This is a genomic window from Streptomyces sp. P17 (assembly GCF_032436805.1).
GTDB lineage: Bacteria > Actinomycetota > Actinomycetes > Streptomycetales > Streptomycetaceae > Streptomyces.
In genome coordinates this window covers 1-19674 of record NZ_JAVRBF010000030.1, presented here as the reverse complement: position 1 = coordinate 19674, position 19674 = coordinate 1, and the positions used below count along the sequence as shown (strand labels likewise).

Below are 19674 nucleotides of genomic sequence, written 5' to 3'. Positions count from 1 at the left end.
TGGACGGTCCGCCGGGCAATCTAGCCGCACGGTGCGCATCCCGCCCCGGCAATCATGATTACGTAAGCTCCATGACAGCGATCAGACTGCTCCTCGTCGACGACGACCCGCTGGTCCGGGCCGGTCTGTCCCTGATGATGGGCGGCGCGGACGACATCGAGATCGTCGGCGAGGCCTCCGACGGCGCCGAGGTCGGGGAACTCGTCGAGCGCACCCGCCCGGACGTCGTCCTGATGGACATCCGGATGCCCTCGGTGGACGGCCTCACCGCCACGGAACGCCTGCGCGGCCGCCCCGACGCCCCGCAGGTGGTCCTGCTCACCACCTTCCACGCCGACGAGCACGATCGCGGGCCACGAGACCACGGTCAACCTCATCACCAGCGGTGTCCATGCCCTGCTCACCCATCCCGAGCAACTCGCCGCGCTGCGGGCGGACATGACCCTGATCGACGGCGCGGTCGAGGAGATGCTGCGCTACGAGGGCCCGGTGGAGAACGCCACCTTCCGCTACGCCGCCGAGCCCCTGGAGATGGGCGGCGCCCGGATCGAGGCGGGCGAGCCGGTGATGATCTGCCTCACCGCGGCGGACCGGGACGCGGACCGCTACCCCGACCCGGGCCGCTTCGACATCCGCCGCGACAACCGCGGCCATGTGGCCTTCGGCCACGGCATCCACTTCTGCCTGGGCGCCCCGCTGGCCCGCCTGGAAGCGCGTACGGTGATACGCACGCTCGTGGAGCGAGCCCCCGGCCTCGCCCTCGACGGTCCGCCCGGCGCATGGCTCCCGGGCATGCTGATGCGGGGCATGCGCGGCCTGCCGGTGCGCTGGTAGGTGTCAGACCACGGCCGTCTCGGGCCCGCCCGGGATCTCCGCCAGCCGTACCGGTCTTCGCTCGCGCCTGGACAGTTCGCACGCCTCGGCCACCCGCAGCGCCTGCAGGGCCTCGTGGCCGTCGCAGGGGTTGGCCCGCTCACCCCGCACCACCTCGACGAACGCCGCGAGCTCGGCCTCGTAGGCGGGGCCGAAGCGTTCCAGGAAGCCGGGCCAGGGCTTGTCCGCGGCCGGTGGTCCGCTCGGCTCGGTGGACGCGATCGGGGTCCGGTCGTCGAGGCCGACCACGATGGTGTCCCGCTCCCCGGCCAGCTCCATGCGCACGTCGTAGCCCGCGCCGTTCAGCCGCGTCGCCGTGGCCGTCGCCAGCGTGCCGTCGTCCAGCGTGAGAACCACCGCCGCCGTGTCCACGTCCCCCGCGGCACGGAACATCGCGCCACCGGCGTCGGACCCGGCCGCGTACACATCGGCCACCTCGCGCCCGGTCACCCAGCGCAGCGCGTCGAAGTCATGGATCAGCGTGTCCCGGTACAGCCCGCCGGACAGCGGCAGATAGTCGGCGGGCGGCGCCGCCTGGTCGCTGGTCAGCGCCCGTACGGTGTGCAGCCGTCCGAGTCGCCCCGCGCGCAACGCCTCCCGGGCCCCGGCGTACCCCGCGTCGAAGCGGCGCTGGAAACCCATCTGAAGGATCGTCCCGGCGGTCTCGACCTCGCCGATCGCCTGGAGCGTGCCGGGCAGATCCAGCGCGATGGGCTTCTCGCAGAACACCGGGAGCCCCGAGCGCGCCGCCCGTCCGATCAGCTCGGCGTGCGCGGATGTGGCCGTGGTGATCACCACGGCGTCCACGCCCCACTTGAAGATCTCGTCCACTCCCGGAGCCGCCGTCTCGCCCAGCCGCAGAGCCAGCTCCGCGGCCCGCGCGGGATCGGCGTCCGTGAGGATCAGCGAACCGACCTCCCGGTGCCGGCTCAGTGTGTTCGCATGGATGGTGCCGATCCGACCTGTACCGATGACTCCGATGCGCATGGGAACAAAGTGCGGTCGCATCCGGCACCCTGTCAATGCGTATGTCCGGACAATCGAACTACACGACTTCCCGTCAACCGGCCGCGGAGCTACGCTCGCCCCGTGCCGAAACCAGAAGTGGACCCGACCGTGTCGCTCGACCTCAGTGTGGACCGGAGCAGCCCGGTGCCGTTGTACTTCCAGCTGTCCCAGCAGCTGGAGGCCGCGATCGAGCACGGCGCGCTCACCCCCGGCAGCCTGCTGGGCAACGAGATCGAACTCGCCGCACGGCTCGGCCTCTCCCGGCCCACCGTCCGCCAGGCCATCCAGTCGCTCGTCGACAAGGGCCTGCTGGTCCGCCGCCGCGGGGTCGGCACCCAGGTCGTGCACAGCCAGGTCAAGCGTCCCCTGGAGCTCAGCAGCCTCTACGACGACCTGGAGGCCGCGGGCCAGCGCCCCGCCACCAAGGTCCTGGTCAACACCGTTGTCCCGGCCTCCGCCGAAGTGGCGGCCGCGCTCGGCGTCACCGAGGGCAGCGACGTCCACCGCGTGGAGCGGCTGCGCCTCGCGCACGGCGAGCCGATGGCGTATCTGTGCAACCACCTGCCCGGCGGGCTGCTCGACCTGGACACCGCCCAGTTGGAGGCCACCGGCCTCTACCGGCTGATGCGCGCCGCCGGTATCACCCTGCACAGCGCCCGCCAGTCCATCGGCGCCCGCTCCGCCACCGCCGCCGAGGCCGAGCGGCTCACCGAGGACGAGGGCGCGCCGCTGCTCACCATGCAGCGCACCACCTTCGACGACACCGGCCGCGCGGTCGAGTTCGGCGACCACATCTACCGGCCGAGCCGCTACTCCTTCGAGTTCCAGCTCCTCGTAAGGCCGTAACCGCCCTGCTCCCGGGGCGCAGGTTCGTCGCAATGTCCGGACAATGCGACCGACTCGTGCCTCCCCGGTCACGCTGCGCACGATGCCTGTGTTCGATACTGGGGCGTTTGGGTCTGGTGAGATCACCGAGGTCACCGGGCCCACGCGCACCACTGAACACAGCAAGAAGGGCACGTCCTCGTGGCACGGTTTCGGACCTGGACAGGGATCGCGTTGGCGGGGGCACTCTGTGCGACCGCCTTGTCGACGGCCGGCTGCAGCAGCACCGGCGGCAAACGCGCCGAGGACGCCCGCAAGGCCGCGGCGGCCCAGGGCAAGGCGGCGGTGAACACCCCCCGCTGGACCTTCGCGATGATCACCCACTCCGGTGATGGCGACACCTTCTGGGACATCGTCCAGAACGGCGCCAAGCAGGCCGCCGTCAAGGACAACATCAACTTCCTGTACTCCCACGACGACGAGGCCCAGCAGCAGGCGCAGCTCGTCGACGCCGCCGTGGACAAGCAGGTCGACGGGATCATCGTCACCCTCGCCAAGCCGGACGCCATGAAGGCGGCCGTGGCCCGCGCCCGCAAGGCCGGCATCCCGGTGATCACCGTGAACTCCGGCTCGGAGGTGTCCAAGGCTTTCGGCGCGCTCACCCACATCGGCCAGGACGAGACCATCGCCGGCGAGGCCGTCGGCGAGGAGCTGAACAAGCGCGGCCGCAAGAAGACCGTGTGTGTGCTGCACGAGCAGGGCAACGTCGGGCACGAACAGCGCTGCGACGGCGTGAAGAAGACCTTCGACGGCACCGTCCAGGACCTGTACGTCAACGGCACGAGCATGCCGGACGTGCAGTCCGCCATCGAGGCCAAGCTCCAGGCCGACAGCTCCATCGACTCGGTCGTCACGCTCGGCGCCCCGTACGCCGACACCGCCGTCAAGGCCAAGCAGGGCGCCGGCAGCGACGCCGAGATCGACACCTTCGACCTCAACGCCAAGGTGGCGGCCTCGCTCAAGGACGGCACGCTCGGCTTCGCCGTGGACCAGCAGCCCTACCTCCAGGGCTACGAGGCCGTGGACCTGCTGTGGCTGTACAAGTACAACGACGACGTCCTCGGCGGCGGCAAGCCGGTGCTCACCGGTCCGCAGATCATCACCAAGGACCAGGCCGCCGCGCTGGAGGAGTACACCGAGCGGGGCACCCGATGAGCGCGACCACGGTGGACGAGCGACTCCTCGAAACGTCCCCCCTCCGCAAGCTGCTGAGCCGCCCCGAACTCGGCTCGGTCGTCGGCGCGATCGCCGTCTTCGTCTTCTTCGCGCTCGTCGCCGACGGCTTCCTGCGCGCCGCCAGCCTGAGCACGGTCCTGTACGCCTCCTCGACGATCGGCATCATGGCGGTCCCCGTCGCCCTGCTGATGATCGGCGGCGAGTTCGACCTGTCGGCGGGCGTCATGGTGACCTCGTCGGCCCTCGTGTCCTCGATGTTCAGCTACCAGATGACCGCCGACACCTGGGTCGGCGTAGGGGTCTCGCTCCTGGTCACCCTGGCCATCGGCGCCTTCAACGGCATCATGCTCACCCGCACCAGGCTGCCGAGCTTCATCATCACGCTCGGCACCTTCCTGATGCTGACCGGCATGAACCTCGGCTTCACCAAGCTGATCGACGGCACGGTCTCCACCAAGTCGATCGCCGACATGGAGGGCTTCGAGAGCGCGCGTGACGTCTTCGCCTCGACGCTGACCATCGGCGGCGTCGACTTCAAGATCACGATCCTGTGGTGGCTGGGCCTGGTCGCCCTCGCGTCCTGGATCCTGCTGCGCACCCGCGCCGGCAACTGGATCTTCGCGGTCGGCGGCAACCAGGACGCGGCCCGCGCGGTCGGTGTCCCGGTCGCCAAGACCAAGATCGGCCTCTACATGGGCGTCGCCCTCGGCGCCTGGATCTCCGGCCAGCACCTGCTCTTCTCGTACGACGTCGTCCAGTCCGGCGAGGGCGTCGGCAACGAGCTGATCTACATCATCGGGGCCGTCATCGGCGGCTGTCTGATCACCGGCGGCTACGGCAGCGCGGTCGGATCGGCGGTCGGCGCGTTCATCTTCGGCATGACCAGCAAGGGCATCGTCTACGCCGAGTGGAACCCCGACTGGTTCAAGTTCTTCCTCGGAGCGATGCTGCTCCTCGCGACCCTGCTCAACGCCTGGGTCCGCAAGCGCGCGGAGGCCACCGAGTGACACTCGTCGAGCTGGCGGACGTCAGCAAGCACTACGGCAACATCCGCGCCCTCGAAGGCGTCTCCCTGGAGGTCGACGAGGGCGAGATCACCTGCGTCCTCGGCGACAACGGCGCGGGCAAGTCCACCCTGATCAAGATCATCTCGGGGCTGCACCAGCACGACGGCGGCACCCTGCGCCTGGACGGCGAGGAGACGAAGCTCTCCTCCCCGCGCGAGGCCCTGGACCGCGGTATCGCCACGGTCTACCAGGACCTGGCCGTCGTCCCGCTGATGCCGGTCTGGCGGAACTTCTTCCTCGGCTCCGAACCCCGCAAGGGCGTGGGCCCCTTCAAGCGCCTGGACGTCGACTACATGCGCCGCGCCACGTGGGCGGAGCTGCGCACCATGGGAATCGACCTCCGGGACGTCGACCAGCCCATCGGCACCCTCTCCGGCGGTGAACGCCAGTGCGTGGCCATCGCGCGGGCCGTGCACTTCGGCGCGCGGGTCCTGGTCCTGGACGAACCGACGGCGGCGCTCGGCGTGAAGCAGTCCGGCGAGGTCCTGAAGCTCGTGGCCACGGCCCGGGAAGAGGGCCTGGGCGTTGTGTTCATCACACACAACCCGCACCACGCGTATATGGTCGGCGACCGCTTCGTGCTGCTGAAGAGGGGCACGATGGTCGGCAACCACGAGCGGCACGAGATCACCCTGGACGAGCTGACCAGGCAGATGGCAGGCGGAAACGACCTCGATGATCTACGCCATGAACTGGAACGCCGCTGAGGGGCGCGGGGAACCGCGCGAGCAACGACATACACCATGGAGACGGCGTACGACCTGAACCACCCCATTGTTTCCCCTACGGCACCCACACCGACGGTGAGGCAGAATCAACCGCGATGAGCACCTACGGCACCTTCAACGCCCCCATCGGCTCCCGCCGCGCACCCGCGCTCCGCACGGTGGGCACCCGTGAACGCCGCTCCCATCTGACGGCGCCCCGGGTGCCGACAGTCGGCATCGACATCGGCGGCACCAAGGTGATGGCCGGCGTCGTGGACGCCGACGGCAACATCCTGGAGAAGCTCCGCGCGGAGACCCCGGACAAGTCCAAGAGCCCCAGGGTCGTCGAGGACACCATCGTCGAGCTGGTGCTGGACCTGTCCGACCGGCACGACGTGCACGCCGTCGGCATCGGCGCGGCCGGCTGGGTCGACGCCGACCGCAACCGCGTCCTGTTCGCCCCGCACCTGTCCTGGCGCAACGAGCCGCTCAGGGACCGTCTCGCCGGGCGGCTCGCCGTGCCGGTGCTGGTCGACAACGACGCCAACACCGCCGCCTGGGCGGAGTGGCGCTTCGGCGCGGGCCGCGGCGAGGACCACCTCGTGATGATCACGCTGGGCACCGGAATCGGCGGCGCGATCCTGGAGGACGGACAGGTCAAGCGCGGCAAGTTCGGTGTGGCCGGTGAGTTCGGCCATATGCAGGTAGTGCCCGGCGGCCACCGCTGCCCGTGCGGCAACCGCGGCTGCTGGGAGCAGTACAGCTCCGGCAACGCGCTGGTGCGCGAGGCACGTGAACTGGCCGCGGCCGACTCCCCGGTGGCGTACGGGATCATCGAGCACGTCAAGGGCAACATCGCCGACATCACCGGCCCGATGATCACCGAGCTGGCCCGCGAGGGCGACGCCATGTGCATCGAGCTGCTCCAGGACATCGGCCAGTGGCTCGGCGTCGGCATCGCCAACCTGGCGGCGGCCCTCGACCCGTCCTGCTTCGTCATCGGCGGCGGTGTCTCGGCCGCCGACGACCTGCTGATCGGCCCCGCGCGGGACGCCTTCAAGCGTCATCTGACCGGCCGCGGCTACCGCCCCGAGGCCCGGATCGCGCGCGCCCAGCTCGGCCCCGAGGCCGGCATGGTCGGCGCCGCCGACCTCGCCCGCCTGGTCGCCCGCCGCTTCCGGCGCGCCAACCGGCGCCGGGTGGAGCGCCATGAGCGCTACGAGCGGTATGTGTCGTCCCGCCGCGCGTCGCAGGGGCCCGCGTGACCCCTGATCTGCCCCGTCAGTCCGACCCGGCGGACGAGCCGTCCCGGCCCGCCGAGGACCGGCGCCACAAGGTCCGCCGCAGGGCGCTCACCCTGCTCATCATCGGGCTGCTCATCGGCGTCCCGGCCGGCTATCTGGTGATCTCCGCCAACCAGAGCCGGGACAGCGGCAAGGACAAGGAGGCCAAGTACTCGGCGACGGGGCTCACCGAGGGCTGGCCGTCCAAGGTCCAGAGCCGCCTCTACCAGGTGCCGGTCCCGCACCCGGCGAACCAGGTCGCGTACTACGAGACGAACAACTGGCGCACCAGCCGGCTCTACGTCCAGTTCCAGACCACGCAGGCCGGTCTGGACGCCTTCCTCGCCGAGCTCGGGCTGAGCCGGGCCGGCCTGAAGCGGGACGACATCACGATCGGCGCCCGCGACCAGAAGGTCAGCGGCTGGAGGTTCGCGGGCGAGGGCTCCCGGCCCGGCCCCTACTTCGGGCTCGTCCGCGAGCAGAAGAACCCGGCGCCCACGCAGTACATCGTGGTGAACACGGCGAACCCGACGTACCCCATGATCTACATCGTCTCCCGCACGGTTCCCTAGGAGCGTGTCTCAGTAACGGGCAACTGCCGGGAGGTCGTGATCGGCGGGATCGGCCGTGGTCGCCCGGTCAGCGCCTGTGGGGCCGATGAGCGGCACACGCTCCTAGGGGGTGTTTTGAAAGTCCCGCACAGCACCCACGGCGCCCGGCACGCACCCTCGCCGCACCGGCCAAAGACCCAAGTACGTCCAGTACGAGGGCCTTCGTCCGGCACGCCGAGGGCACGCACCGAACACCGCGGGCACCGCACAGGACTTTCAAAACACCCCCTAGCCGGCCCGGCCCCGCCCGGGCCGGTCGGCGGAGCCGGTTGTCAGACCCCGCCCGTAGAGTCGAAGACGACTGGTCCGACTCAAGGGACGGGAGGTGGCAGGGAGTATGAGTCATACGGCTGAAGCAGACGGTCTCCGTACGGCGGAGGCGGTCCCCGTGCGCCTCGCCGCCGTCTTCCTGCCCGCGGCCCTCCCGCGCGAGGGCCGGATCGCCTTCTGGGACCCCGAGGAAGGCCCCCTGCCCGTGGGCCCGGAACCCACCGAGCTGACGGTGGTACGGCGGCACGGCTCCGGAGTCCGCCGCAGGCCCGCCCCCGCGCTCACCCTCCCGCTCGACACCGCGCTGCCCGTCCTCGTGCGCGCCCGGCGCGACCCCGCCGCCCACCCCGCCACCGCCGCCTGGGGCGCCGCCGCCCAGCACGCGCTCCGGCTCACCGCGCGCGGCCGGCTCCTGCCCGGACTGACGCCGACGGGCCACGACGCCTGGCGGGCCGGACCCCTCGAACCGGACGACATCGCGCACCTGCGGGCCATCGCCGCCGCCCTGCCGTACGAAGGCCACGCGGTCCCGCTGCCCGGCCCGGGACCGCTCCGGCTGCCCGAGCCGGAAGCGTTGATGCGGTCCTTCCTGGACGCGGTCGCGGACACCCTGCCCCGCACCCCGGCCGCTCCGTACGCCTCCGGGAAGCCCTTCGCGGACCGCCGGCCGCAGCGTCTGCCCGAGGCCCACGACTGGGCGGCCGAGGTCGCCGCCGGGATGGACGCGGGCGTCAGGATCTCGCTGCGCCTTGACCTGGCGGCGCATGAGCTGTTCGACGCCGAGGAGGGCGTGCGCAGCGCGGGCGCCGCGGTCGTCCAGGTGCACAGCCTCGCCGACCCCACCCTGGTCGCCGACGCGGCCGCGCTGTGGGCGGGTGAGGCGGACACGGCCTTCGGCCCCCGCGCGCGGGTCGACGCGGCCCTCGCGGTGCGCCGCGCGGCCCGTGTCTGGCCGCCCCTGGACCGGCTCGCCGAGCAGGACGTGCCCGACGTACTGGCCCTGTCCGACGAGGAGTTGGGCGATCTGCTGGGCGTGGCGGCGACCCGGCTCGCGGCGGCGGGCGTCGGGGTGCACTGGCCCCGGGACCTCGCCCAGGACCTCACCGCCGCCGCGGTGGTACGACCCGCGCCGGGCTCGGCGACCGACGGCACCGGCTTCTTCGAGAGCGAGGAACTGCTCCAGTTCCGCTGGCAGTTGGCGCTCGGCGGGGAACCGCTCAGCGAGGCCGAGATGGACGCGCTCGCCGAGGCGCACCGCCCGGTCGTCCGGCTGCGCGACCACTGGGTGCTGGTGGACCCGGCCCTGGTGCGCAAGGCCCGTAAGCGGGAACTGGGCCTGCTCGACCCGGTCGACGCGCTGTCCGCCGCCCTCACCGGCACGGCGGAGGTCGACGGCGAATCGGTGGAGGCGGTGCCCGTCGGCGCCCTCGCCGCCCTGCGCGACCGGCTGACGGCGGGCGTCCGCCCCGCCGCGCCGCCCCCGGGCCTGGACGCCACCCTGCGCGACTACCAACTCCGGGGCCTGGCCTGGCTCGACCTCATGACCTCCCTCGGCCTCGGCGGCTGTCTCGCCGACGACATGGGACTCGGCAAGACCATCACCCTCATCGCCCTGCACCTGAAGCGGGCCCGCAGCGAACCGACCCTCGTGGTCTGCCCGGCCTCCCTGCTCGGCAACTGGCAGCGCGAGATCACCCGCTTCGCGCCCGGCGTCCCCGTCCGCCGCTTCCACGGCCCCGACCGCACCCTGGACGACCTGGCCGGGGGCTTCGTCCTCACCACGTACGGCACCATGCGGTCGGCGGCGCCCGTCCTCGCCCAGCAGGCCTGGGGCATGGTCGTCGCGGACGAGGCACAGCACGTGAAGAACCCGTACTCGGCCACCGCGAAGGCGCTGCGCACGATCGGGACGCCGGCGCGCGTGGCGCTGACCGGCACACCGGTCGAGAACAACCTCTCCGAGCTGTGGGCGCTGCTGGACTGGACGACCCCGGGACTGCTCGGCCCCCTGAAGTCCTTCCGCGCCCGGCACGCGCGTGCCGTGGAGAACGGCGAGGACGAGGAGGCCGTCGAGCGGCTGGCGCGACTGGTGCGGCCCTTCCTTCTGCGCCGCAAGAAGTCCGACCCCGGGATCGTCCCGGAACTGCCGCCCAAGACGGAGACCGACCACCCGGTGCCGCTCACCCGCGAACAGGCCGCGCTGTACGAGGCGGTGGTGCGGGAGTCGATGCTCGCCATCGAGACGGCGGAGGGCATGGCGCGCAGGGGCCTGGTCCTGAAGCTGCTCTCGGCGCTCAAGCAGATCTGCGACCACCCTGCGCTGTACCTGAAGGAACCCGCAGCGGCCGAAGCCCTGGTGACCCGCTCGGGCAAGCTGGCGCTGCTGGACGAACTCCTGGACACGCTGCTGTCGGAGGACGGCTCGGCGCTCGTCTTCACCCAGTACGTGGGGATGGCCCGTCTGATCACCTCCCACCTCGCCTCCCGCGCGGTCCCCGTGGACCTCCTCCACGGCGGCACCCCCATCCCCGAGCGCGAGCGCATGGTGGACCGCTTCCAGGCGGGCGAGACCCCGGTCCTGGTGCTCTCCCTGAAGGCGGCCGGCACCGGCCTGAACCTCACCCGGGCCGGTCATGTCGTCCACTTCGACCGCTGGTGGAACCCGGCCGTGGAGGAACAGGCCACCGACCGCGCCTACCGCATCGGCCAGACCCAGCCGGTCCAGGTCCACCGCCTCATCACGGAGGGCACGATCGAGGACCGTATCGCGCAGATGCTGGAGTCCAAGCGGGCGCTGGCCGACGCGATCCTGGGCTCCGGCGAATCGGCCCTCACGGAACTGACGGACCGCGAACTGTCCGACCTGGTCTCCCTGCGGAGGACGTCATGACACCGCGTCCGTCGGAGGAGGCCCGACGCGCGTTGCGGGCGGCGCGGGAGCGATCGACACAGCGAGCCGAAGCGCCTGAGGGGACGGGAGCGAAGCCGGCGGAGGGCGCGGGGGGGCCCGACGCGTCGGCCGAGAAGCAGGAGACCCACCCGGCCGACGCGGCGCGCGCGGCACTGCGGCGTGCCGCCACGCAGCACACCGATACGTCTGCCGGGGCGGGCACACCCGCACCGGCCCATGGGGCGAGCCCTGCCGACCAACCCGCGGCGCGCCCCGCGGACGTCGCGCGGGAGGCGCTGCGTGCCGCGCGCCGCGACAGGCGCCGGACCGAGCCGGACCCGGCCAACCCGGTTGCAGGGCCCGCGCATACTGCCCACCGCCCCCCGCACCCAACCCGGAGTGACGTGCCCGCGGCCCGGGCGCGGGCCCTGCGGGAGCTGCTCGCGGACGCCTTCCGGCTGCCCGCCGAGGCGGAGTCGCCGCAGGAGGAGCCCACCGAGACCCGCTCCGCCGCGGGCGTCCTCCAGGACCGTGACGACGACGCTCCGCTGACAGAGAGCCGCGAGGATCGAACGGCAGTCCCGGACGGGGGCCGGCCGGCACCGCGTGGCGGCGGCTCGGTCCCAAGAAGCGGCCGGGGGAGGGCGGACAGCCCGGCCGACGACGACGATTCCCCTTCGTTCGCTGTCGACGCGACGCCCGTCCATCGTGCGACGTCCGCGCCCGGCGCCCCGCCCTTCGGCGCTTTCGGTGGCCCGGACACCCAGGCAACCCCCAGCCGCCCCCGCACCATGGCCGCCCCCTCCCGGGACGGCGACCTCCGGCGTACGTTCCCCGCCTTCCCGCCCCGGCCGTCCGGCGACGCCGGGTTCGCCGAGACCTGGTGGGGCAACGCCTGGGTGTCGGCCCTGGAAGAAGGGGCGCTCGACGGCAAGCGGCTCGCGCGGGGGCGTGGGTACGCCGAGCAGGGGCATGTGGACGCCATCACCGTCACGCCCGGGCTGGTCCTCGCGTATGTGAAGGGCAGCCGGCCTCGGCCGTATCGCGTGCAGGTGCGCTTGCGGACGCTCGACGACGCCGAATGGAACCGGTTCCTGGACGTCGCCGCCGAGCGGCCCGGGCACATCGCCGCGCTGCTCGACAAGGAGATGCCGCACTCCCTCGCCGAGTGCGGAGTGCCGTTGCTGCCCGGGCCGCGGGATCTGGACCCCCGTTGCAGCTGCCCGGACTCGGGGCACCCGTGCAAGCACGCGGCCGCGCTCTGCTATCAGACGGCACGTCTGCTCGACGCCGACCCCTTCGTCCTGCTCCTGCTGCGTGGCCGCGGTGAGCGCGAGCTGCTCGACGCGCTGTCCCGCCTCAGCGCCGCGAGGGCGGCCCGTGCCGCGCAGGACCGGGAGCCCGCGCCGCTGCCGGGCGTACGGGCGAGCAAGGCTCTCGCGCCCCGCGAACTCCCGCCCCTCCCCTCGCCGTTGCCCGTGCCACCGTACCCCGAGCAGCCCCCGGTGTATCCGGCGGCGCCGGGCGGCCCGGACCCGTTCGCGCTGGACCAGCTGGCCACCGACGCTGCCGCCCGGGCGCACGCGCTGCTCGGCACCGGACGCGACCCGCTCGCGGAGCTGACGCTGTGGCAGGACGCCGTGAGGATCGCCGCGGCCCGCCCCGGTTCCGGCCTCACCGCGGGCACCCGTGCCCTGTACTCCTCGCTCGCCTCCGCGGCCGAGCGCACGCCCGCCGAACTGGCCCGGGCGGTCGCCGCGTGGCGCCAGGGCGGCGCGGCGGGACTCGCCGTACTGGAAGAGGCCTGGGACCCGCCGGCCGGCCGCTTCGACCGCGCCCGCCCGCTCCTCCTCGCCGCCGACCTCCCCGCCTTCCGCCCCTGGCGCAACCGCCTCACCCACCCCCGCGGCCATGTCCAGCTCCGCCTCGGCCGCGACGGCCTCTGGTACGCCTACGAGTCGGAGCCGGGCCACGACGACTGGTGGCCCCGCGGCACCCCGGACCTGGACCCGGTCGGCGCGCTGACCGGTCTGGGCGGCCCCGTCGAACCATGAGGCGGCGACCGCGACGGCGGCCCGGTCCTCACCCTCCGTCTCAGCCGGAGGCCTCAGCCGAACCGCAGGATCCGCGGGGCGAAGGTGCCCTCGGGACCGTCGGCGCGGCCCACCGACCACACCGTCTCCGTGCCCGGCACCGGTGCCAGCCGCAGCACCGAGGAGTCACCCTCGCCGGCCACCGCCGGTTCGCTGTACTCGGCGAACGTCTCTCCGTTCCAGGCAAGGAAGTCCGGGCCGGGGACGAACGGCGGATAGCTGCCCGGCGGGCCCCACTTCTGCGAGCGCGCCACCGCGACCCAGGCCAGCGCGCCGGACGTATCGGGCGCCAGTGAGCTGATCGAGCCGAAGTCGGTGGGCACGGTCACCCGGTTCCACGCCTGCCCGTCGAAGCGGACCAGCAGCGGCGGAATCGGCCGCCCCACCGGGCCGCCGACGAACCCGGCCGTGCCGCCCGCCCACACCTGCGTCGGCGAGACCGCCAGCACACTGCCCACCGCCGACCGCGGGAACCCGTACACGATCGTCTGCTGCCACGCCTGTCCGTCCCAGTGCGACACGGCCGCACCCGAGTCGGTGGCGCCCGCCGCCCAGACGTCGTCGGCCGCCAGGATGTGCAGGCCGTACACGGATCCCGGCGGCACCGGAAGATCACGCCAGCCGCGCCCGTCCCAGCGCAGCAAGGCCTGCGCGCCGTCCCGCGAGCCGATCAGCCAGGTCTCGCCCCCGCCGGCGACGACTTTGGTCAGTACGACTCCGCGCGGCGGCCGGCTCTCGGACCAGGCGGTGCCGTCGGAGCGGAGCAGACGGGCGCCGCCCGCCGAGTCGCGGCCGACGGCCCAGAGGGCGGTCGGTGACGCCGCGGCGATGGACAGCAGCTCTCCCTGCCGGCCGGCCCCGGGCAGAGCCTGGCGCTGCCACGCGGTTCCGTCCCAGCGCAGCGCCAGCGGGAAGCCCGGCGCCTCGCGGCCGACGGCGTCGGCACCCACCGCCCACGCCCGGTCAGGGCCGAACGCCACGGCCTCGTTCAGCCCGGCCTGGGGGCGTACCTGTGCCGGGACCGGAACGTGCTGCCAGGACCCGGTCTCCGCGGCGGCCGAGGTCATGACGGAGATGACGGTCATGGCGACAGCGAGGGCCGCGACGAGAAGTCTGCGTGCCATGGTCAGCCTCCCAGCCGCTCGCTCATCAGGTTCGGTTTCGAGCCGTAGATCTCAACGGTCCCGAAGGACAGCAGCGAGGACCCGGCCCTCGCCAGGGCACGCGGTTTGACGTCGATCGCGTCTCTGCGCTCCGGACCGTAGGAGAAGGTGGTGCGGCGGCCGTCCACCTGCGCGTACTTCGACTGGAAGGCGCGGTCGCTGCGCACCGGCAGCCACAGCGCGCCGTCCGGGCCGCGCTCCATGGCCTCGGTGTAGGTGTCACCCAGCGGCGGGTAAGTGGTGCGCCAGGCGCGGCCGTTGAAGGTCATCAGGTAGGTGCGGGCGACGCCGTCGGTGTACTGGCTGCCGCCGATCGTGACCCTGCCGGACGGTTCGAGCATCATCGTGTGCACGTTGCTGTCCGGCGGCAGCGGCACCCGCGCGTCCCGCCACACCGCGCCGTCCCAGCGCAGGACGGTGGTCCCGGTGCTGGTGTCGGCCCAGGCCCAGGCGTCGGTGGCCGTACGGGCGGTGATCCCCATCAGGTACAGCACACCGTCCGGGGTGGCCTGCGTGGTCCAGCCGGAACCGTCGTAGCGCAACACCTTCAGCCCGGTGTCGTCCTCACCGACCACCCACGCGGCACCCGGCACCGCGGTGAAGTCCTGGTAGGTCCACAGGGTCTGCGGCAACGGGACGGAGCTCCACCCACCGGCCGACCGGCGCAGGATCTCCCCAGCTCCGGCGCGGTTGTGGAAGATCCACATCTCCTCGCCGACGAACTGCACCCTGCCGAGCCAACCCGGCTCACCGGCGCCGGGGAAGGTCGCGTCCCGGCTCCACGCAGTGCCGTCCCACCGGTACAGCATCGGCCGCAGTCCGTCGGTGGCGTGCTCGTACCCGCTCGCCCACGCCTCTCCAGGCCCGCGCGCGGCGAGATCGGACACGGTCACCGGCGGAGCCGCCGCCGGCACCGGCAGCGCCGACCAGCTCGGCGTCACAGCAACAGCCGGCGACACCACCGAGGCGCAGGCGATCACAAGACAGACGATGACCGCTCGGAGACCGTTCACGAGACCCCCCACTACGCGAAGGTCGCAGAGCCTATGGGCGCCGCCCACCCGTGAACAGACGGCATTTCGGCCGATCAGGGCTCGGGCCGCCGGGGATCCCGCCGGGCAGGAAGTGGTACGTGAAGCCTGGCGCAGAGGATCTTCGCGGAGCCGCCACAACATGGGACGGGTTGCACGGGGTTCCGACCCAAGCGCGTGAGAAAGGGTGGGATGTGAGAGCGTGCAGGGCGTGAGTGAGAGCGTGACGAACACCCTGCAATACCGCTTCGACGGCCCGGAAGACGCCCCGGTCCTCATCCTCGGTCCGTCGCTGGGCACCACCTGGCACAGGTAGGCGGAACCGTCTTTTGGCGTCCACGTGGTCCAGATCGACGCCGTTTACGCGGGTGTGGCCTTTGTGGTCCATGTGCGTCGTCGGTGTTGGTGACAGCAATGTGACACGTGAGGGTCACTGAAGCCCCCCGCCGGCCAGGTGCTGGCAGGGGGCCTCAGCGTTCGCCAGCGGCGAGGTCCGCTTACACCGATGCGGCGTTTGCGAGCGCCTGGAATGCCCGCCGCGAGCAGCGTTGCTGGTCGGCCGCCTGCTGCGAATCGGCCCGAATGCCCGAGTGTTGGCCCCTGCCCTATGGCGCCCAGGTGAGTGCGAGGCCGCACTGCTCGTGAAGCAACCTGAACCAAGATGCCAGCCTCTGTGCCGCATAACGATCGGCCGGTGTCAGATCCACGATGCCCCAAGAGCTGGGACTGTGCATGCTCCCTGTTTCTGGGCGGGGATGCTGTGACGGGCGGGAGGATCAGTGGGTGCTGTCCCAGGTCTGGGGTCTGACTCATGACATCTCTGACCCGAGCGTCTGAATCTCGCAGTGTCGGCTGTTGGCCGGGGATGGTGCGTTGTCGGTGCCGGGCTGGCGGGGTGTGTACCGATAGGGGCCTGTCGATTGTTGTGACGTCCTCGAGATTCTGACCGCCCGACGCGGCCCGGTACCGGCAACGCGACACGTCATCGGATCGGAAGGGAGAACGGGCATGTCCACTTCGACCGAGCCCAGTACGTCACTCGCCCCGCAGTCCCGTAGTCGCCGTCCTGCGGGAGAGGTGGTGCTGGGAGTGGACACGCACAGGGATGCCCACGTGGCTGCGGTGCTCTCCGCGACCGGGGCAGTGCTGGCCACCGACGAGTTCCCGGCCACCGCAGCCGGGTACCGGGATCTGCTGAAGTGGGCCAGGAAGTCGGGTGTGGTGAGGCGGGCCGGGGTGGAGGGGACCGGTTCCTACGGGGCGGCCCTGTCGCGCTATCTGCTGGCCCAGGGTGTGGACGTGTTGGACGTGAATTGGATGGATCGGGCAGATCGTCGTCGGCGTGGCAAGTCGGATCCGCTTGATGCGCAGAACGCGGCGCGAGCCGTGTTGAGCGGGCGGGCACGCGCCCGGGCGAAAGCGGGTGACGGGCCGGTGCAGGTCGCGAGAATGTACAAGCCCACGAAGGTGTCGGCCGTCAAAGCCCGTACCCAGGCCATCAATCAGCTCAAGGCCGTCCTCATCACTGCCGAGCCAGCCCTACGGGAAGAGCTGGCCCACCTGGGCAATGCCGAACTCTTCCGGACCTGTGCGCGGTTCGCCGACGCGAGCAGCCAGGAAGAGGGCGGTGAGGAGTCGGTGCTGCAGGCCACTCGCGTCACGCTGGGTCTGCTGGCTCACCGGATCGGCCAGCTCTCCGAGCAGATCCGGGAGGTGGACGTGCGCCTGGCCCGCCTCGTGAAATGTCATGCTCCGCAGCTGCTGGACGTGGTGGGGGTCGGCCCGGACACGGCCGTCGCCTTGCTGATCACGGTGGAGGACAACCCGGAACGCCTGGACAGTGAGGCGTCCTTCGCTGCTTTGTGCGGGGTCAGTCCCGTCGAGCGTTCCTCGGGACGTCGGCAGTACCGTCGCCTCAACTGCGGCGGCGACCGGCAGGCCAACGCCGCGCTCCACCGGATCGTGTTCACCCGCCTGCGGGTCGACCCGCGTACGCAGGACTACACGAGCGCCGGATCAAAGAGGGCAAGACCTGGCGCGAAATCGTCCGTTGCCTCAAACGCTACGCTGCTCGGGAGGTCTTCCACCTGGTCAAACAGCTACAGCCAGGACCCCGCGTATAGGGGCTGTCGTGATGGCTGGCGCCGCGCGCCGCCAACTGGCCGTCACCCGTAAGGCCATGAGCGACAAGACCGCTGAGGGCAACGGCATCCTGATCAGGCAGCAACTGACCGTGCGGCAACTGGAAGGAGCGCACCGGCCGCCCTCCCTGCATCACGACGATCAGGACCTCCGGCCACAACGCCTTGGGCCAGCCTGGACGCAGGCCCGTATCCTCTACGCCCCCCTTCCTGCAGGGGACGCAGGCGAGCAACATAGCGACATGTCACAGGATTCCGCTGCACAGCCACCAGATGCGGTGGGGCCCACCCGCTCGATAGGGGAAGCCCTTCTCGCGCTCCTGTCAGGGTCCTTGCTTCTTCCGATGCTCCAAGGGATGGCTACGCAGCTGGGTGAGGACCTCTACGCGTGGGTACGCAGAAGCCTGCCGTCGAAGGAAGCCCAAGCTGCCGAGGAGCACTTGCTGGAAGACGGTCAGGTAGCGCTGGTGGACGACGTACGCCGCGTCATCTTTCAACTTCCCGCTGACCTCACGGACCGCGAGGCTGTGGCCATCCTCGGCCTCAAGCTTCCCACCGACGGCGATGCTTGGCTGTTAGTTAAGAAGGACTACGCTCGCCGCGCCTGGATGATCGTGCCGACCGACGGCCCACCCACGCGGAGCATCGACGCGACGAGGGAAGAACCACCAGGTGCGAGCGCCGAGTAATGGGGCGGAATGAGGCGCTGGCGCTTGCAGCACTGCTCATTGAGCGCCACCACCTGCTTCACGACAAAGCGGAGCAAGAGTCGACGGAGCACTTCGTCCGAATGCTGTTCGCTCCTGAGACCGATCTTGCGCTGAACGCCCTGGCCGACGCCGCGAGGCTTGACCAGCTCGAGCATCTCCAGGCCGACAGCCTCAACGAACTGGACATCGAAGCGGTCACCGCCTTCGGGTGGGTACAGCTCCTAAGGTCCGGCGCGCTTCCTGAAGAGCGGAAAGAAGCCGCATGGGTGGAAGCATGGGCTTCCTTGTTCGTGGCCTACCAGTACGATCCCGCGCTCGTCCCGGACGAAATCTTGGCAGATTTCATCGCAGCTTCGCCTGAGCACGCCCTCGTCCACGGCTGCAGGAAGATCGACGAGTATCAGGGGTCTGGCGATGTGGATGATCTCCACTTAGCGATCAAACTGCTCACAGGCGCGGCATCAACTGTCGAACCTGAGGATCCCAGCCGAGACCTGTGGCTGCACGAACTGGTCGCCGGATATCAGGTTCTGTCTTTCCACCACTACCGGCTGTATCAGCACTCCAGACAGTCTGAGGAGCTTGAGCAGGCCATTGAAGCTGCGCGCCATGCGCTGGCGAAGAGCCCTGAAGGGGACTGGCCGGAACTGGCCGACCATCTGTCGAACTGCCTGCGCACGAAAGCGGAGGCGCAGGGTGCGCTGGAGACCATCGAGGAGGCCATCAGCCTCAGCTTAAGTGCGGTCTCGATCGCCCATACTCGCGTAGAAATCCACTCCAGGTTCTTGGCACGGCTGTCGGTGGCCCTGCGCGTCGCCCACACAATCTCCCAGGACATTCGCCACCTCGACAATGCCATCCGCTACGGACGAGATGCCTTGGAGCAGACTTCAGCCGAGGACGCCAACTGGTCGGTTCGCGCGGGTAATCTCGCAACAGCCCTCATGCAGCGCTTTGACGTAACCGCACGGACCGCCGACATCACCGAAGCGATCGAGCTCCACGCGCGAGCAGCTGCCCGGCAGAGTTCCGGCGAAGTTCCCGACCCGGGGATGGCCTACTCCATGCTCGGCGAGGCGTTGAGAAGGCGGTTCGAGTCGACGACCAACGCGGCCGGCCTTGGCCGGGCGATCGAGGCGGCGCGGCATGCGGTCGCCGTCACACCGTCCCAGCACGTGCACTTTGGCCTGTATTGCCAGAACCTCTCAGTTGCCCTGGTCAGCCTGCTGAAACTGACCGGCGACGTCACCCTTGTCGAAGACGCCGTCAGCATGGCCCGCGCCGCGCTCGATGTCACGCCGCCGGGTCACCCCGGCTATCCCAACTGTCTGGCAACCGTCGTCAACGCCCTGATGGAGTGTTATTTTCTGACCGACGACATCCGGGCTCTTGAGGATTGCTTGGAACTGTCGCGTCGTGGCCTCGCCTCCGTTTCTCCATCCGATCCGGGATACCTGGGCATCCTCGTCAACCACGTACAGGCGCTCCGTGCGCAGTACGAGTGGACGAGTGAGCGGGCGTACCTGATGGAAGCCGTAGCCGCCCTGAGGCAGGTGAGCGAGGCGGCTGTCGCCGACCGCTTCTCAAGGGCCCGGATTCTGCGCATGCTGATCGGTACGTGGAAGGTGGCGATCTCTGCGAAGGCGGCGTCGCTGGAAGAGATGTCGAGCCTCGTGGACGTGATCCGCGTGTCGGCGACGCCTGAAAACTGGCTCACGAACGGCGGATCAAAAGTGACCCACTCCGTGATCTTCTGACCATTCTGA

14 protein-coding genes and 3 pseudogenes are annotated in these 19674 nt (G+C 70.8%); 14 read left to right on the top strand and 3 right to left on the bottom strand.

Annotated features, from left to right (window positions below; genetic code table 11):
* Positions 1-71: 71 nt before the first annotated feature.
* Positions 72-347: pseudogene (locus tag RMT89_RS20380) on the top strand (response regulator transcription factor); the annotation flags it as partial.
* Positions 346-834: pseudogene (locus RMT89_RS20375) on the top strand (cytochrome P450); the annotation flags it as partial. The pseudogenes RMT89_RS20380 and RMT89_RS20375, both read left to right, overlap by 2 nt.
* A gap of 3 nt (positions 835-837) precedes the next feature.
* On the opposite strand, the gene RMT89_RS20370 reads toward RMT89_RS20375, so the two are convergent.
* Positions 838-1860: a Gfo/Idh/MocA family oxidoreductase gene (locus RMT89_RS20370; RefSeq protein WP_315885169.1), complete on the bottom strand. Its 1023-nt coding sequence runs from the start codon at positions 1858-1860 to the stop codon at positions 838-840.
* Between the two features lie 129 nt (positions 1861-1989).
* Here RMT89_RS20370 and RMT89_RS20365 point away from each other — a divergent pair, with 129 nt between their 5' ends.
* From RMT89_RS20365 to RMT89_RS20330, 8 genes are all read left to right on the top strand, one after another.
* Positions 1990-2727 (top strand): GntR family transcriptional regulator, encoded by a 738-nt coding sequence (locus RMT89_RS20365; protein ID WP_315885238.1) that lies wholly within the window; start codon positions 1990-1992, stop codon positions 2725-2727.
* A 180-nt stretch (positions 2728-2907) separates the two neighbouring features.
* Positions 2908-3921, top strand: a complete 1014-nt coding sequence (locus RMT89_RS20360; protein ID WP_315885168.1) for a sugar ABC transporter substrate-binding protein — start codon at positions 2908-2910, stop codon at positions 3919-3921.
* Positions 3918-4949, top strand: coding sequence for an ABC transporter permease (locus RMT89_RS20355; protein WP_315885167.1), 1032 nt, complete (start codon positions 3918-3920; stop codon positions 4947-4949). Before RMT89_RS20360 ends, RMT89_RS20355 begins: the two co-directional genes overlap by 4 nt.
* On the top strand, positions 4946-5716 hold the full coding sequence (locus tag RMT89_RS20350; RefSeq protein ID WP_315885166.1) for an ATP-binding cassette domain-containing protein: 771 nt from the start codon (positions 4946-4948) through the stop codon (positions 5714-5716). The genes RMT89_RS20355 and RMT89_RS20350 overlap by 4 nt, the downstream gene beginning before the upstream one ends.
* A 116-nt stretch (positions 5717-5832) precedes the next feature.
* Positions 5833-6981, top strand: coding sequence for an ROK family glucokinase (locus tag RMT89_RS20345; RefSeq protein ID WP_315885165.1), 1149 nt, complete (start codon positions 5833-5835; stop codon positions 6979-6981).
* Positions 6978-7571 (top strand): sugar kinase, encoded by a 594-nt coding sequence (locus RMT89_RS20340; RefSeq protein ID WP_315885164.1) that lies wholly within the window; start codon positions 6978-6980, stop codon positions 7569-7571. Before RMT89_RS20345 ends, RMT89_RS20340 begins: the two co-directional genes overlap by 4 nt.
* 376 nt (positions 7572-7947) lie before the next feature.
* Positions 7948-10770 carry a DEAD/DEAH box helicase gene (locus RMT89_RS20335; RefSeq protein ID WP_315885163.1) on the top strand — a complete coding sequence of 941 codons (2823 nt, stop codon included), beginning with the start codon at positions 7948-7950 and terminating at the stop codon, positions 10768-10770.
* On the top strand, positions 10767-12824 hold the full coding sequence (locus RMT89_RS20330) for an SWIM zinc finger family protein (RefSeq protein ID WP_315885162.1): 2058 nt from the start codon (positions 10767-10769) through the stop codon (positions 12822-12824). Before RMT89_RS20335 ends, RMT89_RS20330 begins: the two co-directional genes overlap by 4 nt.
* Before the next feature lie 53 nt (positions 12825-12877).
* Here the strand turns inward: RMT89_RS20330 and RMT89_RS20325 are convergent, their stop codons facing one another.
* Together RMT89_RS20325 and RMT89_RS20320 are read right to left on the bottom strand one after the other, a co-directional pair.
* Entirely contained in the window at positions 12878-13987 is a 1110-nt protein-coding gene (locus RMT89_RS20325; protein ID WP_315885161.1) for a hypothetical protein, read from the bottom strand.
* Positions 13988-13989: 2 nt separating this feature from the next.
* A complete protein-coding gene (locus RMT89_RS20320) occupies positions 13990-15039 on the bottom strand; it encodes a hypothetical protein (protein ID WP_315885160.1) in 1050 nt (349 codons plus the stop codon).
* A 229-nt stretch (positions 15040-15268) separates the two neighbouring features.
* Here RMT89_RS20320 and RMT89_RS20315 point away from each other — a divergent pair.
* From RMT89_RS20315 to RMT89_RS20300, 4 genes and pseudogenes are all read left to right on the top strand, one after another.
* Positions 15269-15367 (top strand): annotated as a pseudogene (locus tag RMT89_RS20315) (3-oxoadipate enol-lactone hydrolase); the annotation flags it as partial.
* Positions 15368-16170: 803 nt separating this feature from the next.
* On the top strand, positions 16171-17232 hold the full coding sequence (locus RMT89_RS20310; protein WP_315885159.1) for a transposase: 1062 nt from the start codon (positions 16171-16173) through the stop codon (positions 17230-17232).
* 4 nt (positions 17233-17236) lie between these two features.
* The gene (locus RMT89_RS20305; RefSeq protein WP_315885158.1) at positions 17237-17887 is read left to right on the top strand and encodes a hypothetical protein; all 651 of its coding nucleotides are present in this window, start codon (positions 17237-17239) and stop codon (positions 17885-17887) included.
* Complete coding sequence (locus tag RMT89_RS20300) at positions 17887-19665, top strand: hypothetical protein (RefSeq protein WP_315885157.1); 1779 nt, start codon at positions 17887-17889, stop codon at positions 19663-19665. Before RMT89_RS20305 ends, RMT89_RS20300 begins: the two co-directional genes overlap by 1 nt.
* Positions 19666-19674 lie beyond the last annotated feature (9 nt).

Coding starts and splice junctions, on each gene's coding strand:
- RMT89_RS20345 (WP_315885165.1), top strand. CDS start 5,833: ATGAGCACCTACGGCACCTTCAACGCCCCCATCGGCTCCCGCCGCGCA.
- RMT89_RS20325 (WP_315885161.1), bottom strand. CDS start 13,987: ATGGCACGCAGACTTCTCGTCGCGGCCCTCGCTGTCGCCATGACCGTC.
- RMT89_RS20370 (WP_315885169.1), bottom strand. CDS start 1,860: ATGCGCATCGGAGTCATCGGTACAGGTCGGATCGGCACCATCCATGCG.
- RMT89_RS20335 (WP_315885163.1), top strand. CDS start 7,948: ATGAGTCATACGGCTGAAGCAGACGGTCTCCGTACGGCGGAGGCGGTC.
- RMT89_RS20355 (WP_315885167.1), top strand. CDS start 3,918: ATGAGCGCGACCACGGTGGACGAGCGACTCCTCGAAACGTCCCCCCTC.
- RMT89_RS20305 (WP_315885158.1), top strand. CDS start 17,237: ATGAGCGACAAGACCGCTGAGGGCAACGGCATCCTGATCAGGCAGCAA.
- RMT89_RS20300 (WP_315885157.1), top strand. CDS start 17,887: ATGGGGCGGAATGAGGCGCTGGCGCTTGCAGCACTGCTCATTGAGCGC.
- RMT89_RS20330 (WP_315885162.1), top strand. CDS start 10,767: ATGACACCGCGTCCGTCGGAGGAGGCCCGACGCGCGTTGCGGGCGGCG.